The following is a 12,915-nucleotide window of genomic DNA, read 5'->3' as shown; positions in this document are numbered from 1 at the left end:
GAGTCGACGTACTGTCCACCGAGCCTGTGACCTGCTGTCACGCGGTCCCGTTTAGCGCGAGTCAGACTGACGCCTGACGTCGGGGAGGTTCACATTCAGAGGTTAATTCAATCTAACGATTGCGTCTAAAAGGCGCGAAATTGATCCGACTGGAATCAGATCACCGCCGCTTCAATCTTTTTGCCTAGTGTAACGCAACTCGGCCATTGGCCTAATCGTGGAGCAAATACAGACATTTGTGATGCGCGCGCAATTGCTGGAACGACGCGAATGCGCGCCGCATGCGTTAACAAGTGGTTGATGCGACCGCCATCTTTGCGGCATCGCGTGCCCAAACCGTTAATGCAGTCGCTACTCTCTCGTGCTTCGGCTATTCGCCTTTCATGCCGGTGCGCACGACCACATCGGCCCATAGCGCCGAGCCGGCCTTGATACGCGAGGCCGCCTCAGCGGCCGTCGAGGCGACGATCCAGATGTCCTGCTTGGCGAAGCGATCCCTGAACTCTGCTGGGCTGACCGCCTGCCGGACCTCGCGCTCGAGCAGCGATACGATCTCGTCCGGGGTGCCGCCCGGCGCGAGCAGCACGAAGTCGGTCGTGAGCTCAAAACCCGGATAACCCGACTCGGCGATGGTCGGCACGTCAGGGGCGAGCGGCGAGCGCTGCGCGGTCGAGACCGCCAGCGCCCGGATCTTGCCGGCGGTGGCGAGCGGCAGCAGGCCCGAGGTCGAGCCGAACGACACCTTGAACTGGCCCGCGATAAAATCCGCGACCATCGAGGCGGCGCCGCGGTAGGGCACCGGCGACGTCTCGAAACCCGCAAGCAACCGGAAATACTCCATCACCAGATGCGACGAGGTGCCGTTGCCGCCATGCGCATACAGCACCGGACCGGTCTTCTTGGCCCAGGCGACGAACTCGGAGACATTGTTCACCGGCAGCGATGGATGCACGAACAGAGTCTGGGTGCTGTAGTTGACGACGGTGATCGGCTTCAGATTGAAGCTCAAGTCCTTGTAGAGATACGGATTGACGGTCAGCGTGGTGCTGAGCGTGAACAGCAGCGTATAGCCGTCCGGCGCCGATTTGCTGACGAAGTCGGCCGCAAGGTTTCCGCCGGCGCCGGTCCGCGACTCGACGACCACCGGCTGCTTGAGTTCAACCGATATCTTTTCGGCCACCGCGCGGCAGATCACGTCGAGCGGTCCACCCGCTGCGGACAACACGATGATCCTGATCGGATGCGTCGGATAGCTTTGCGCCGCGGCTCCTTGCAGCGCGACCAATACAAAACTCAAGACGAGTGAAACCGAAGATAGTCGTCGGGCCATCGTCTTCTCCTTCGCAGCCGGTCAAATCACTCCCTGCACGAAGCGTGCCGAAAAACCTTGCGGCCCGTGCTCGATGTTGACCACATGCGGTGCACCGAAATGGATCGGAAACAACAACGCATTGTTCGTGGCGCAGCTTTCCAGAAGGCGCCGTCGCGACTTCACGGCATCGGCCGGCCACTCATCCGCCATGTGGGTCCAATGCGGTGCGTAGACCTGAAGCACATGATGGATGACGTCGCCGCAAAACACCGCGCGCTGTCCTTCTTCGGCGAGCTTGAAGATGACATGGCCGGGCGAATGGCCAGGCGCTGCCTCGACCGAAAGCCTGGGGGTCACGTCGTAACCGTCATCCACGAGCACGGCCTGTCCCGATTGCACGACCGGCAGCACGCTGTCCTCATAGGCCATGTGGCGCTCGTCCGTGGCCATCGCCGGATTCTTGCGCTTGTCCCAGAAGGCGTCGTCGGTCCGCGAGAACAGATACTTGGCCTTCGGAAATGTCGGCACCCAGCGCCCGTCGAGGAGTTGCGTGTTCCAGCCGACATGGTCCGCATGCATGTGCGTGCAGAGCACCATGTCGACGTCCTCAGGCTCGCAGCCTGCGGCGCGCAGCCGGGAAAGATAAGGCGTGTTGAGCTGATGAAAGCGCCGCGACCACGGCCGTTCCTTGTGGTTGCCACCGCAGGCGTCGATCAGGATCGTCAAGCCGTTCAACCGGACCAGCCAGGAGTGAATGCTGGTCACGAAGCGGTCGCGCTGCGGGTCGTAGTGATGCGGCGCGATCCAATCAAGATGGCGATTGAGCACGTCGCGCTCGAAGTTCGGAAAGTATTTGTCCAAGGGCCGATCGGTCACACCGAGTTGCTCCTCGATGCGAGTGATCGTGGCCGCGCCGACCTTCCATGTGGTGGCCTTGATCGTCATTGCCTAGTCACCCGTTGCAGGTTCTCACGTATTGCGCGGCCAGCCGCCGCCGCGGCCCGGCGCGCCGAGCGCCTGCCAGTATTCCAGAATTCCCATCATGCCGGCGAAGCGCACCAGTAGAAACGGATGCAGGCCGAGTTCATAGAGCCTGACCATGTTGCGGTCCCGCATCGCCTTGAGCTCTTCCTCCGTCACCGAGTAATTCTTCCGGAAGTAATCCGGATCGTCGTCGAGCTTCTTGGCGAGCGACTTGTCGCGGATCATGTCGCTGGCGACGACATTGAGCGCGCTGGTCAAATGGCGCATCTCGGTTGCAAACGGATGCAGGATCTTCTCGGTGTCCGGCATCGCTAGAGCTCCCAGTAGAGATAACCAAGGCCGATGTGCCACAGCCGGATGTAATCCAGCACCTTGCACTTCACGTCGCCGCAGATGCCCGCGGTGATGACCCAGTTGATCAGCTCGCCATTGCCAGACTGCATCAGATCGTCAGGCGAGAACTCGGCAAGCTTGCTGCCTTTGCCGCTCGCGAGAATGTCGAGCACCTTCTTGTCGAAGACTTCGTCGACGTGGCCGTAAAGCGGCGTACCGGGATAATGCGACATGCCGCCGGTCGCCAGCACCAGCACCCGGTCGTCGACCTCGTCGAGGATTTCCCGGATCGCCTTGCCAAGTTTGTACGAGCGCCTCGGCCACGGCAGCGGCGGCACGTAGCCGTTGGTGAACATCAGCATGACTTTCTTATCGGCCTTCGGGTTGAGGAAGTTCGTGGTCAGCACCTCCTCGCCGTCCATCGTGCCGTCCGACGTGAACGGCACATCGAAGTCGCGCTCCAACAGGCCCTTGAGCAGCCGCACGCTCAAATCGGTGTTGACCTTGTAGACATAAGGCTTGTCCTTCTCCCAGTTCGCCATGTGCTGCGGGATGCCGCTGGGCGCCGACTGATAGTCAGCCTTGCCTTCGTATTTGCGATAGGTGGCACCGGTGATCTTCTCGATCGTGTCGGGATCGGTGACGCCGCTGCCCTTGGCCTCCTGGCCGACGAACAGTGCGAATGGCGGATAGCAGCGGAAATCGAAATTGACGAAATGGTCGTCGTGAATGACCAGGATGGTATCGGCGTTGGCGCGCTCCACCACGTCGCGCAGCGCGATCATCGCGTTGCGGCCCTTCTGCACGTCGGCTTTGTATTGCTCGTTTTCCGCCGGCCGCGTGAACAGTTGAAGATGCGAGTGCGGCGCAGCAACCGCTCCAACCAATGGCATCGTTCTCTCTCCTGGTCGGAATTATTGGATCATGCGTCTTTGACCGAAACAACATGCAATAACGCATCACTCGACACCGCTTGCCGTTGACGGTCCAGATGGCGTTCCTATACTCGGAATTGCCGGCCCTCACTCACGAGCGCAATCATGTCGAAATGGCATTCGATCGTTGCAGCGCTGGCCGCGCTTCCTGCCCTGACATTATCGGCCCCCTCACACGCGCAAGAAGCTTGGCCACAGCGGGCTGTGCGCTTCATTGTCGGTCTCGGGCCCGGCAGCGCGCAGGATCTCGCGGCACGGCTGTTCGGCGATCAGCTCGCCAAACGTTGGGGCCAGCCGGTGGTGATCGAGAACAAGCCTGGCGCCGACGGCATCAACGCCATCAACGCGTTCATCAGCGCGCACGATGTGCACACCTTGCTGTTCGCGGCATCCGGCACATTCACCGCGCACCCGACACAATACGCGAAGCTGCCCTACGACCCGGCCGAGCTCGTGCCGGTGGCACGGGTGTCGAGCACGGTCATTGCGGTGGCGGTGCCGGTTGCGCTCAACGTCAACACGCTCGACGAGCTTGTGGCGCTCGCGCGCAAGGAGCCCGGCAAGCTCAACCTCGCACCGACGCCCGGCACGACGGAAATCACCTTCGACAATTTTCTCAAGACCGCCGGCATCACGATGACGAAGATCCCGTACGGCGACATCACCAAGGCACTGACGGATCTGAGCGAAAATCGCGTCCAGGTTTTGGTCGCGGGCGTGGCGATCGCGAAGTCGCAGGTCGAAGCCGGCAAGGTGAAGTTTCTCGCCGTCACCAATCTCAAGCGCGCCACATGGATGCCCGATCTGCCGACCGCGATCGAAGCTGGCTATCCGTCGCTGGCGCTCGACGGCCTGATCGGACTGTTCGGGCCCAAGACGTTGCCCCGCAGCGTGGCAGAGCGAATCGCAGCCGACGTGCAAGCGGTCGCGACCGACCCCAGCATCGGCCCGCGGCTCGCTGCCGCCGGTCAGCAGATCGATCCCGGCGGCACCGCTGAGTTCACGGCCGCCGTCGAGGCGCAGCGCCAAAGTATCGCTGCGACCGCCAAGGCGCTGGGCATTGAGCCGGTGCGGTAATTTCGGCCGATCAAGCTTCAAGATTTCGATGCCTGCAGTGTGAGCATTCACACACAGGCTCCGGCCGAGACATGCAACCCTGCCGTGAGCTGCACCATTTTCATTCGCACTATTTTCATTATGGAGTTCATCATGCCGAACGCCGACGACATTGCCTGGTTCAAGCAGCAATTCAGCACGCAGATCAATGCCGGGCTCACCGGCACGCCCTTCGACGTGGACATGCTTACGGCCATCGCCTGCCAAGAGACGGGCGAGGTCTGGCCCATCCTGCGCAAGAAGTTGCCGGTCGACCGCGTGGTGGCGCTCTGCGTTGGCGACACCATCGACTTCCAGGGACCGGGAAAGGGCCGGCAGGCCTTCCCGCGCACCAAGGACGCGCTGCTCGCCGTGCCGAACGGCGACGAGATGTTCGACGTTGCGCGCAAGGCGCTCGACGACATGTCGGTCTTCATCAAGAGCTATCAAGGCGCGGCCAGCAATCCCAACAAATTCTGCCACGGCTACGGCGTGTTCCAGCGCGACATCCAATTCTTCAAGGACGATCCGGATTACTTCCTGCAGCGCCGCTACGAAAACTTTCCGGACACCCTCGCTCAATGCTTGGGAGAGCTGAAGCGTGGCTTGGCGAAACGCGGCTTTCAAAATCGCACCAGCCTCACCGACTTCGAATTTGCGACTGTGGCGATCGCCTACAACCGCGGAAGCTACAACGCTGACAAAGGCCTGAAGCAGGGCTTCTTCGATGGCGAGAAGTTCTACGGCGAGCGGATCTTCGATTTCGTGACGCTGTCGCGAAGCGTCGGCGCCGCCGCCGCGAGCGCGGCACCGCTCATGGCCGGTCGCTACGTGGTGATGGCGCGCGGCGGCCTGAAGCTTCGCGGCGGACCCGGAACCAATTTCGACGCCGAGCGTACGCTGTCGGCGGGGGCTGAGCTCAACGTGATCGCAAGCCCCGGCATCGATCCGGCCTGGGCCCATGTCGATCTCGAAGGTGACGGCCTGCTCGATGGCTTCGTGTTCGCGAGCTTCCTTGCGCCGGTCGGCGCGAACGGCCAGGGGAACGCGCCAGCGCCGAACTGAGGGCTTAGGGCCAGAGCAGCGCCGCCAGCGCCAGCACGATAAGCGACACAAGCCCGATCCCGAGGCTCCAGCCGATCAGTTTTTTCTCAATCGGCTGGAGCAGCTCGTATTGCGCATTTTCAAGTTCATGACCGCGATGAGCGGCGGTGGTCTCCTTCGAGGTGGTGCCGGGCGGCCAGCTCCGCCGCGCGCGGATCGCGGAACAGAGAACCGTCAAGCGCGGCAAAGTCGGAATCGGACGAGAAGAAGCGGAAGCCGCCGCGATCGCGGACCACGATGCCGGCCGCTTCGTCGTGGACCTCAATGATGTAACTGTCGGACACGATCATCCTCCTGCCGGCGCAAGCCAGCATCCTGTGAATACGACTCGATTGAGCGACGGTGGCGCGAGGTGCGCTCAACAGATGCCGGTCGCCGTGCAAGAGTGTCTGCAGAAGGATCGATCGCAAATGGATCGAGGATGAAACGACGTATGAGAAGTCATGGGTCACTCTCCATTGTCAGGAGCCCACGAAGTCGCTTCGTGGCGCTTTAGCATGGGTGACGCGGTGCAAGCTGCTCCATCAAATGCCGCGGTCTCGCGAACGAGACGAGCCATCAGGACATCGGCCTGAGATCAAGTCAACGCAGCGGAAAAAATAAGAAGCGCCGTGTTTTGAGGGTATCGGCAGGCAGCAGAACGTTTCACGGGGAGAACGCTGCAAAGAACCGTGTTCTGTGAGATTTCGAGCCTGATGCCTGATTGGCCTGGCAACCGCTCATTCGAGCTTCACGTTCGCCGAGCGGATGACCTCGCCCCATCTGACCGATTCCTTGTGCAGATAGTCCGTAAAGGCGTCAGACGAACCGGAGATCGGCTGCACCGCCAACGGGTCCAGATATTTTTTCTGAAACGCGGGATCGCCGACGATCTTCTGCACGTCGGCGTTGATCTTCTTGACGATGTCGGGAGGCGTGCCCGTCGCGGCAAACAGCCCGAACGAGACGCCCGCCTCGTATCCCGGAACGGTCTCGGCGATGGCCGGCACGCCGGGAAACTGCGGCACCCCGTGCGCACTGCCGACCGCCAGCATCTTGAGCTTGCCGTCCCGCACCGAGCTCAGCGCCACGGACGGGCCCATGATCACGGCGTTGATGTGCCCGGCGGTCACGTCGGTCAGCGCGGGCGCCGCGCCGCGATAGTGCACCGTCGTCGTCTTGACGCCGGCGAGCTTGTCGAACTCCAACGCAGCAACGTGAAGCGCAGTGCCGACGCCAGCTGTTCCGAATGTGATCGACCCGGGCTTCGCCTTGGCGAGCGCAATCAGATCGCCCACCGAATTCACCGGCAACGTTGGATTGACGATCAGCGCCATTGGAATGTTGCCGTAGCCGGAGACCGGAACGAAGTCCTTCTCGGCGCTGTAGGTCAGCTTGTCCGCGGCATAGAGATGCGGCTGGATCGAATAGAACGCGGTCTCGGCCGCGAGCAACGTCAAGCCGTCGTGCTCGGCCCGCATCACGGATTGCGCCGCGATCGAATATCCGGCGCCGCCCCGGTTCTCCACGATCACGCTTTGCTTCCACGCATCCGACAGGCCCTGCGCGACAGCGCGGGTCAGCACGTCGGTCAATGCGCCGGCGGCCGAGGCCACCACGATCGTGACGGTGCGATCAGGATAGGTCTGCCCCAGCGCGGCCGGGCCTCCGAGCGCACCAATGAGCAGGCTTGTGAGCAGGAATAGGCGGCTCGGCAGGGACACCATTCGTGGCATGATGCACTTCATTCCGATTTCAACTTGAAAACGCCCCGCACGAATGCGCTCACGGTTGCCTTCGCCTGGCGTGTTGCTTCCAGATCGCGACCGATATGCGGCCCGCGCTCCACGCAAGCATCGCGATAGGTGAACGGCTCCTTGGTGGCGATATTGATGAGTGCGCCTGCAGGCTCCTCCCGAACCCGGCAATTGCGCACGCTTTGCGAAGCGGGTGACACGGCCGCAGGCTCCGCACCGAGCGGATTGTCGAAGCTGTGCGGTGCGTTCGGGTATTCGGTCAACTGCACGTCGCGGCCGGCTTCTTTAAGACGCGCCACATAGGGTTTGCAAAGCGCAATCGGATTGTAGTCGTCCACCGTGCCCCCGAAGATGCGGATCGGACGATCGGCAACGTCGGTGTCGGAGATGAATGTCGTCGCGCAATCGGGATAGAACGGAACGTAAGCCGCAAATTCGACGCCCGACTTGTTCCACATCTGATGGAAACGTTTGAGGCTCGCATAGAGCGCCGCCTGCCCGCCTCGCGAGAAACCCATCATCACGATGCGCTGCGGATCGACGCGAGGATGCTTGGCGAGCACGTCGAGCCCACGATAGGCGTCGAGGATGAAGTTCAGCCGGCCAAGCAGCGCCTGATCCGTGCTGACCTGCGTCAGCCCGCGGCCGGTGAAACCGTCGAGCGCGAAAGTCGAAACGCCCATGGCGTTGAACTCCCGCGCCCACATCTCGATGTTGGCACCCATGCCGCCGGATCCGTGTTGCAGCACGACAACCGGCAATCGTCCAGAACCGTTCGCGATCCGCAATTGTCCGGTGGTGGTGACGGCCTTGGCGTTGGCATCGCCGGTCAGAAACTGCGCGTCGGACAGCGTCAGTGTGTTGATGGAGATGAGCTCGGTTCGCGCCGCGATCCCATCCGACACGGGATCGGCCACCGCGCAAGATGCAGCGAGAGAAAAGAAAAATGCCGCGACGCCGAGCCTGAGCTTCATGGCTGCCTCCCTACTCTTTCACCGCGCCGGTCATCGCCGACACGTAGTGTTCAACGAAGAATGCATAGAGCACGACCAACGGCAAGGAGCCAGCGAGTGCACCGGCCATCAGCGAGCCCCAACGATAGATATCGCCGTCGACGAACTCGTTGACGATCGCGACCGGCACGGTCTTGTGCGCTGTGGTCGAGAGGAACGTCAGCGCGTAAATGAATTCGTTCCAGCAAAGCGTGAAACAGAAGATGAACGCCGAGATCAGGCCGGGCACCGCGAGCGGCAGGACGATCTTGATCAGGATCTGCCAGCGGCTCGCGCCGTCGATCAGCGCACATTCTTCGAGCTCGAACGGGATGGTCTTGAAATAGCCCATCAGCAGCCACGTCGAGAACGGGATGAGGATGGTCGGATAGGTCAGGATCAGGGCAAAGGGGCTATCGAACAAGCCATACCGGAAGACGACTGTCGACAACGGAATGAACAGGATCGAGGGCGGCACGAGGTAAGCGAGGAAAATTGCGCCCCCGACGAAATTCGCGCCGCTGTAGCGCAGCCGCACGATCGCGTAGGCGGCGAGCACGCTCGCCACGATCGACATGATCGTCGCGCCAATCGCGACGATCATGGTGTTCCAGAGCCATAGCGGGTAGTTGGTCTTGAAGAGGAGCGTATAGAAGTGTTTCAGCGTCGGCGCCGTGGTCCAGAACGGACTGACCCTCTCCATGTCGAGAAGCTGGTCGTCCGGTTTGATGGACGTGAGCGCCATCCAATAGAACGGGAACAACAGCACGAGCAAAATGATCGTGAGCGGCAGATAGAGCGTGACGAGCCGCCGCGGCAGCGTCTGCAGATAGGCCATGCCCTCGCTGCGGTCTTCCACCAGGGGCGCGGTTCGTTTGCGCGCAAGCGCGTTGCGTAGGATGTCAGTCATTGCTTTCGCCCTGCTGCCATTTGCGCCGCTGCAGGCCGAACCAAGAGATCAGGATTGCGGCGAGCAGGAACGGGATCATCGCGGTCGCGATCGCCGCGCCCTCGCCGAGCTGGCCCGCGATGATCGCGCGCTGATACGACAAGGTCGCCATCAGTTGTGTAGCATTGACCGGCCCGCCGCGGGTCAGAACCCAGATCAGCTGGAAATCCGTGAATGTGAACAACACCGAGAAGGTCATCACCACGGCGATAATCGGGGTGAGCAGCGGATAGGTGATGAAGCGGAAGCGCTGCCAGGCGCTGGCGCCGTCGATGGTCGCGGCCTCATAGAGCGAGGGCGACACGGTTTGCAGGCCCGCGAGCAGCGTGATCGCAACGAACGGCACGCCGCGCCAGATGTTGGCGAAGATCACGGCCCAGCGCGCGTGCCAGGCGTCGCCCAGAAAATCGATGTTGCCGGAGATCAGGCCAAGATGGCGCAACGTCCAGGACACGATGGAGAACTGGCTGTCGTAGATCCACCAGAATGCGATGGCCGAAAGCACAGTCGGCACGATGAACGGGATCAGCACGATGGCGCGCAGGATCGCCTTGAACGGCAGGTTCTCATTGAGGAGGAGCGCGAGATAAAGCCCGACCGCGAATTTGATGATGCTCGCGACGATCGTGTACAAGAGCGTGTTGAACACCGAGAGCCAGAAGATCGAGTCGTCCCACAGCCACTCGTAATTCTCGGTGCCGACGAAGACGCCGCTGCGACCGATCTTGGCGTCGGTAAGCGACAGCCAAACGCCGAGCCCCAGCGGATAGGCCAGGAACAGGATCAGAAAGCCCGCGGCCGGCAGCATGAACCACAGCCCGAGCCAATTGCGGTTCACCTTCAGTCGCGCCCAAGCGCTGACGTCGCGTGGGGCAGACTTGGCTGGCGCTTTCAACGCGATGTCGGCCATGTGCGGCTCTCACTGTCTGCGCCGGGAAGGATAGCTTCGAGCGCAGCCACCCTTCCCTGGTAGAATGCTCAGCGATAGATCCGCTTGAGCTGCCGCTCGGCGATCTTGATCGCGCCCTTGGCGTCCTCGCGGCCGGTACAGAACGCCGCGAACATGTCGAGCACCACGAAGTCGGCGATCGCACTCGCCGCCTTCTCACCGACCGAGCCGAGCCCGCCCGCGGTGAGCGTGCGCTTGGCGACGTCACGGAATGGCGTGGTCTTCGGGTCCGCCGTCCAGACCGGATTGGCGTCGAAGGCATTCAGGCAATGCGTGAGATAGCCCTTCGAGGCGGTCAGCCATTTGTTGAACTGATCGGCCTCCAGCATGTAGGCCATCAGCGCCTTACAGGCCTGCGGATACTTGGTGTAGGTCATCGCCATCAGCGGGAACATCAGGTGGAACTCGGTCGGTTTGCCCACCGGCCCGACCGGCCACAGCGCGTGGTCCATGTCCTCGGCGATCTGCTTCTTGCTCGGATCGTTTTGCGCGGCGACGTAGATCGAGATACCGTTGTTGGTCCAGTGCACCTCGCCACCGAGGAAGGCCTTGTTGTTAAAGGCGTCGTTCCACGCTGCGGTGCCGGGCACGTAGCTTTCGTAGAGCTGCTTGGCGTAGTTGAGCGCCTTCTCGGTTTCCGGCGACGCGATGATTACCTTGTCGTCCTTGTCGACGACGTTGCCGCCGTGCGCCCACAGGCACCAATAGACCCAGGCGTTGCCATCGCCAGAGGCGTGGCCGAGCGCCATGCCGCCCGGTGTGCCCTGCGCTTTCATGGCTTTCGAATAGGCCAGGAATTCGTCGGTGGTGGTGGGGAACTTGGAGAAGCCCGCCTTCTTCGAAGCCTCGACGCGATAGTTCAAGAGATTGCCGGCATAGCAGACCGGGATGTCGATCCACTTGTTGCCACTGCCCTTGCCATAAGTGACCGCGCTCGACACCCAGCCGCCGTATTTCTTGCCGAGATAGTCGGCGACGTCGCTGACGTCGACGCACTTCTGCGGGAACAGATGCGGCAGCGAATAGAGGCCCCAGAACAGGTCGGGGCCTGCGCCGGTGTTGGCGGCGACGGAGGCTTTCGGCTGCACGTCCTCGTAGGACTCGCGCGCAATCGTGACCTTGACGCCAGTGGCCTTGGTGAACGAGTCCATAAGCGCGACGAAGGCATCATCTTCCGACTGCACGAAATACTTCCAGCGCAGGATCGAAAGTTCGGCGCTCTTCTCCGGCTTCCACGGCGCCGCCTGCGCCCACGCCTTCGACCATTCCAGGAAAGGAGCACTCAAGGTCGCGGCGCCAACGGCCGCACCGCCATTGAGCAAGGTGCGGCGGGTCAAGATCGTCATGGTCGTTCCTCCCGTTGCGGTTTTATGTGGTTCAGTTCGTCAGTCGCTTCCCCGTTGATTCATCGAACAGATGCACGAGCTTCGGATCGGGCCTGAGCCTGATCTTGTCGCCCGGCTTGAATGGATGGCGCTCGCGGAACACGGCAGTCACGTCGTCGCCGCCGAGCTTCGCGACGACCTGCGTTTCCGATCCGGTCGGCTCGACGACCTGAACCACGGCCTCGACGCCATCGTCGGCGAGCGCGAAATGCTCCGGCCGCACGCCTGCGACCGCGGCACGGCCATCGCTGCCGGAAGGCGCCGACTGCAACGCGAAGCTCCCGCCGGCTGCGCCCTCGAAGCTCACGCTTCCGTTCACGCGGATACGGCCTTTGAGCATGTTCATCGCCGGCGAACCGAGAAAGCCCGCGACGAACAGATTGTCCGGACGGTCGTAGAGCGCGAGCGGCGCACCGATCTGCTCGACGCGGCCGTCATGCATCACCACGATCTTGTCGGCCATGGTCATGGCCTCGATCTGGTCGTGGGTGACGTAGACGATCGTGGTTTTGAGCCGCTGATGCAGCTCCTTGATCTCGATGCGCATCTGCACGCGGAGCTTGGCGTCGAGATTGGACAACGGTTCGTCGAACAGGAACACCTGCGGGTCGCGCACGATGGCCCGCCCCATGGCGACGCGCTGGCGCTGCCCGCCGGAGAGCTGGCGCGGATACCGGTCGAGCAACCGCGTCAGGTCCAGGATTGTCGCGGCGCGATGGACGCGCTCGTCGATCTCCGATCTCGCCGCGCCCCGCAGCCGCATCGAGAAGGCCATGTTGTCCGCCACCGTCATGTGCGGATAGAGCGCATAGTTCTGGAACACCATCGCGACGTCGCGCTCTTTCGGCGGCAGCCGGTTGACGACGCGATCGTCGATGCGGATTTCGCCCGACGTAATGTTCTCCAGCCCCGCAATCATGCGAAGGAGCGTCGACTTGCCGCAACCGGACGGACCGACAAGCACGACGAATTCGCCATCCTCGATGGCGATATCGAGGCCGTGAATCACCGCAAACGCGCCGAAGGCTTTGCGCACACCACGGATGGTGACTGAAGCCATTCGCTTCCTCCGGAGGCCCGGTGAGAGGCCAAGGCCGCGTCTTGTCGCGCAGCATCTTCCCGGATCATCGGCCCTTCGGCC

General features: G+C 62.2%; 13 protein-coding genes. 2 read left to right on the top strand and 11 right to left on the bottom strand.

The features are described 5' to 3' along the window. Nucleotides 1-370: 370 nt before the first annotated feature. From RHPLAN_RS15250 to RHPLAN_RS15235, 4 genes are read right to left on the bottom strand one after another with little or no spacing between them, the layout of a single operon-like run. Entirely contained in the window at nucleotides 371-1,330 is a 960-nt protein-coding gene (locus tag RHPLAN_RS15250) for a Bug family tripartite tricarboxylate transporter substrate binding protein (protein WP_084244940.1), read from the bottom strand. A gap of 21 nt (nucleotides 1,331-1,351) precedes the next feature. After that, nucleotides 1,352-2,257 (bottom strand): MBL fold metallo-hydrolase, encoded by a 906-nt coding sequence (locus RHPLAN_RS15245; RefSeq protein WP_068019510.1) that lies wholly within the window; start codon nucleotides 2,255-2,257, stop codon nucleotides 1,352-1,354. A gap of 24 nt (nucleotides 2,258-2,281) precedes the next feature. Continuing rightward, nucleotides 2,282-2,605, bottom strand: a complete 324-nt coding sequence (locus RHPLAN_RS15240) for a hypothetical protein (protein WP_068019507.1) — start codon at nucleotides 2,603-2,605, stop codon at nucleotides 2,282-2,284. 2 nt (nucleotides 2,606-2,607) lie between these two features. Next, complete coding sequence (locus tag RHPLAN_RS15235; RefSeq protein WP_084244938.1) at nucleotides 2,608-3,522, bottom strand: DODA-type extradiol aromatic ring-opening family dioxygenase; 915 nt, start codon at nucleotides 3,520-3,522, stop codon at nucleotides 2,608-2,610. A 147-nt stretch (nucleotides 3,523-3,669) separates the two neighbouring features. On the opposite strand from RHPLAN_RS15235, the gene RHPLAN_RS15230 reads away from it, so the two are divergent. Together RHPLAN_RS15230 and RHPLAN_RS15225 are read left to right on the top strand one after the other, a co-directional pair. Further along, the gene (locus RHPLAN_RS15230) at nucleotides 3,670-4,641 is read left to right on the top strand and encodes a Bug family tripartite tricarboxylate transporter substrate binding protein (RefSeq protein WP_068019495.1); all 972 of its coding nucleotides are present in this window, start codon (nucleotides 3,670-3,672) and stop codon (nucleotides 4,639-4,641) included. A 132-nt stretch (nucleotides 4,642-4,773) separates the two neighbouring features. Then, the gene (locus RHPLAN_RS15225) at nucleotides 4,774-5,724 is read left to right on the top strand and encodes an SH3 domain-containing protein (RefSeq protein WP_068031244.1); all 951 of its coding nucleotides are present in this window, start codon (nucleotides 4,774-4,776) and stop codon (nucleotides 5,722-5,724) included. Between the two features lie 125 nt (nucleotides 5,725-5,849). Here the strand turns inward: RHPLAN_RS15225 and RHPLAN_RS38400 are convergent, their stop codons facing one another. The 7 genes from RHPLAN_RS38400 to RHPLAN_RS15190 form a co-directional block, all read right to left on the bottom strand. After that, nucleotides 5,850-6,047 carry a hypothetical protein gene (locus RHPLAN_RS38400; RefSeq protein WP_084246546.1) on the bottom strand — a complete coding sequence of 66 codons (198 nt, stop codon included), beginning with the start codon at nucleotides 6,045-6,047 and terminating at the stop codon, nucleotides 5,850-5,852. A 435-nt stretch (nucleotides 6,048-6,482) separates the two neighbouring features. Then, nucleotides 6,483-7,478 carry a Bug family tripartite tricarboxylate transporter substrate binding protein gene (locus tag RHPLAN_RS15215; RefSeq protein WP_198164937.1) on the bottom strand — a complete coding sequence of 332 codons (996 nt, stop codon included), beginning with the start codon at nucleotides 7,476-7,478 and terminating at the stop codon, nucleotides 6,483-6,485. 8 nt (nucleotides 7,479-7,486) lie between these two features. Beyond that, nucleotides 7,487-8,473, bottom strand: coding sequence for a dienelactone hydrolase family protein (locus RHPLAN_RS15210; protein WP_068019490.1), 987 nt, complete (start codon nucleotides 8,471-8,473; stop codon nucleotides 7,487-7,489). Nucleotides 8,474-8,483: 10 nt separating this feature from the next. Further along, entirely contained in the window at nucleotides 8,484-9,401 is a 918-nt protein-coding gene (locus RHPLAN_RS15205) for a carbohydrate ABC transporter permease (RefSeq protein WP_068019489.1), read from the bottom strand. After that, nucleotides 9,394-10,350 (bottom strand): carbohydrate ABC transporter permease, encoded by a 957-nt coding sequence (locus tag RHPLAN_RS15200; RefSeq protein ID WP_068019484.1) that lies wholly within the window; start codon nucleotides 10,348-10,350, stop codon nucleotides 9,394-9,396. Before RHPLAN_RS15200 ends, RHPLAN_RS15205 begins: the two co-directional genes overlap by 8 nt. A 68-nt stretch (nucleotides 10,351-10,418) precedes the next feature. Then, complete coding sequence (locus RHPLAN_RS15195) at nucleotides 10,419-11,735, bottom strand: ABC transporter substrate-binding protein (protein ID WP_068019481.1); 1,317 nt, start codon at nucleotides 11,733-11,735, stop codon at nucleotides 10,419-10,421. A gap of 31 nt (nucleotides 11,736-11,766) precedes the next feature. Further along, nucleotides 11,767-12,834 carry an ABC transporter ATP-binding protein gene (locus tag RHPLAN_RS15190; protein WP_068019478.1) on the bottom strand — a complete coding sequence of 356 codons (1,068 nt, stop codon included), beginning with the start codon at nucleotides 12,832-12,834 and terminating at the stop codon, nucleotides 11,767-11,769. Nucleotides 12,835-12,915 lie beyond the last annotated feature (81 nt).

Source organism: Rhodoplanes sp. Z2-YC6860, from assembly GCF_001579845.1.
Classification (GTDB): Bacteria; Pseudomonadota; Alphaproteobacteria; order Rhizobiales; family Xanthobacteraceae; genus Z2-YC6860.
Note: the sequence above shows the minus strand (reverse complement) of the source record. Positions and strands in the feature narration are given on the sequence as shown.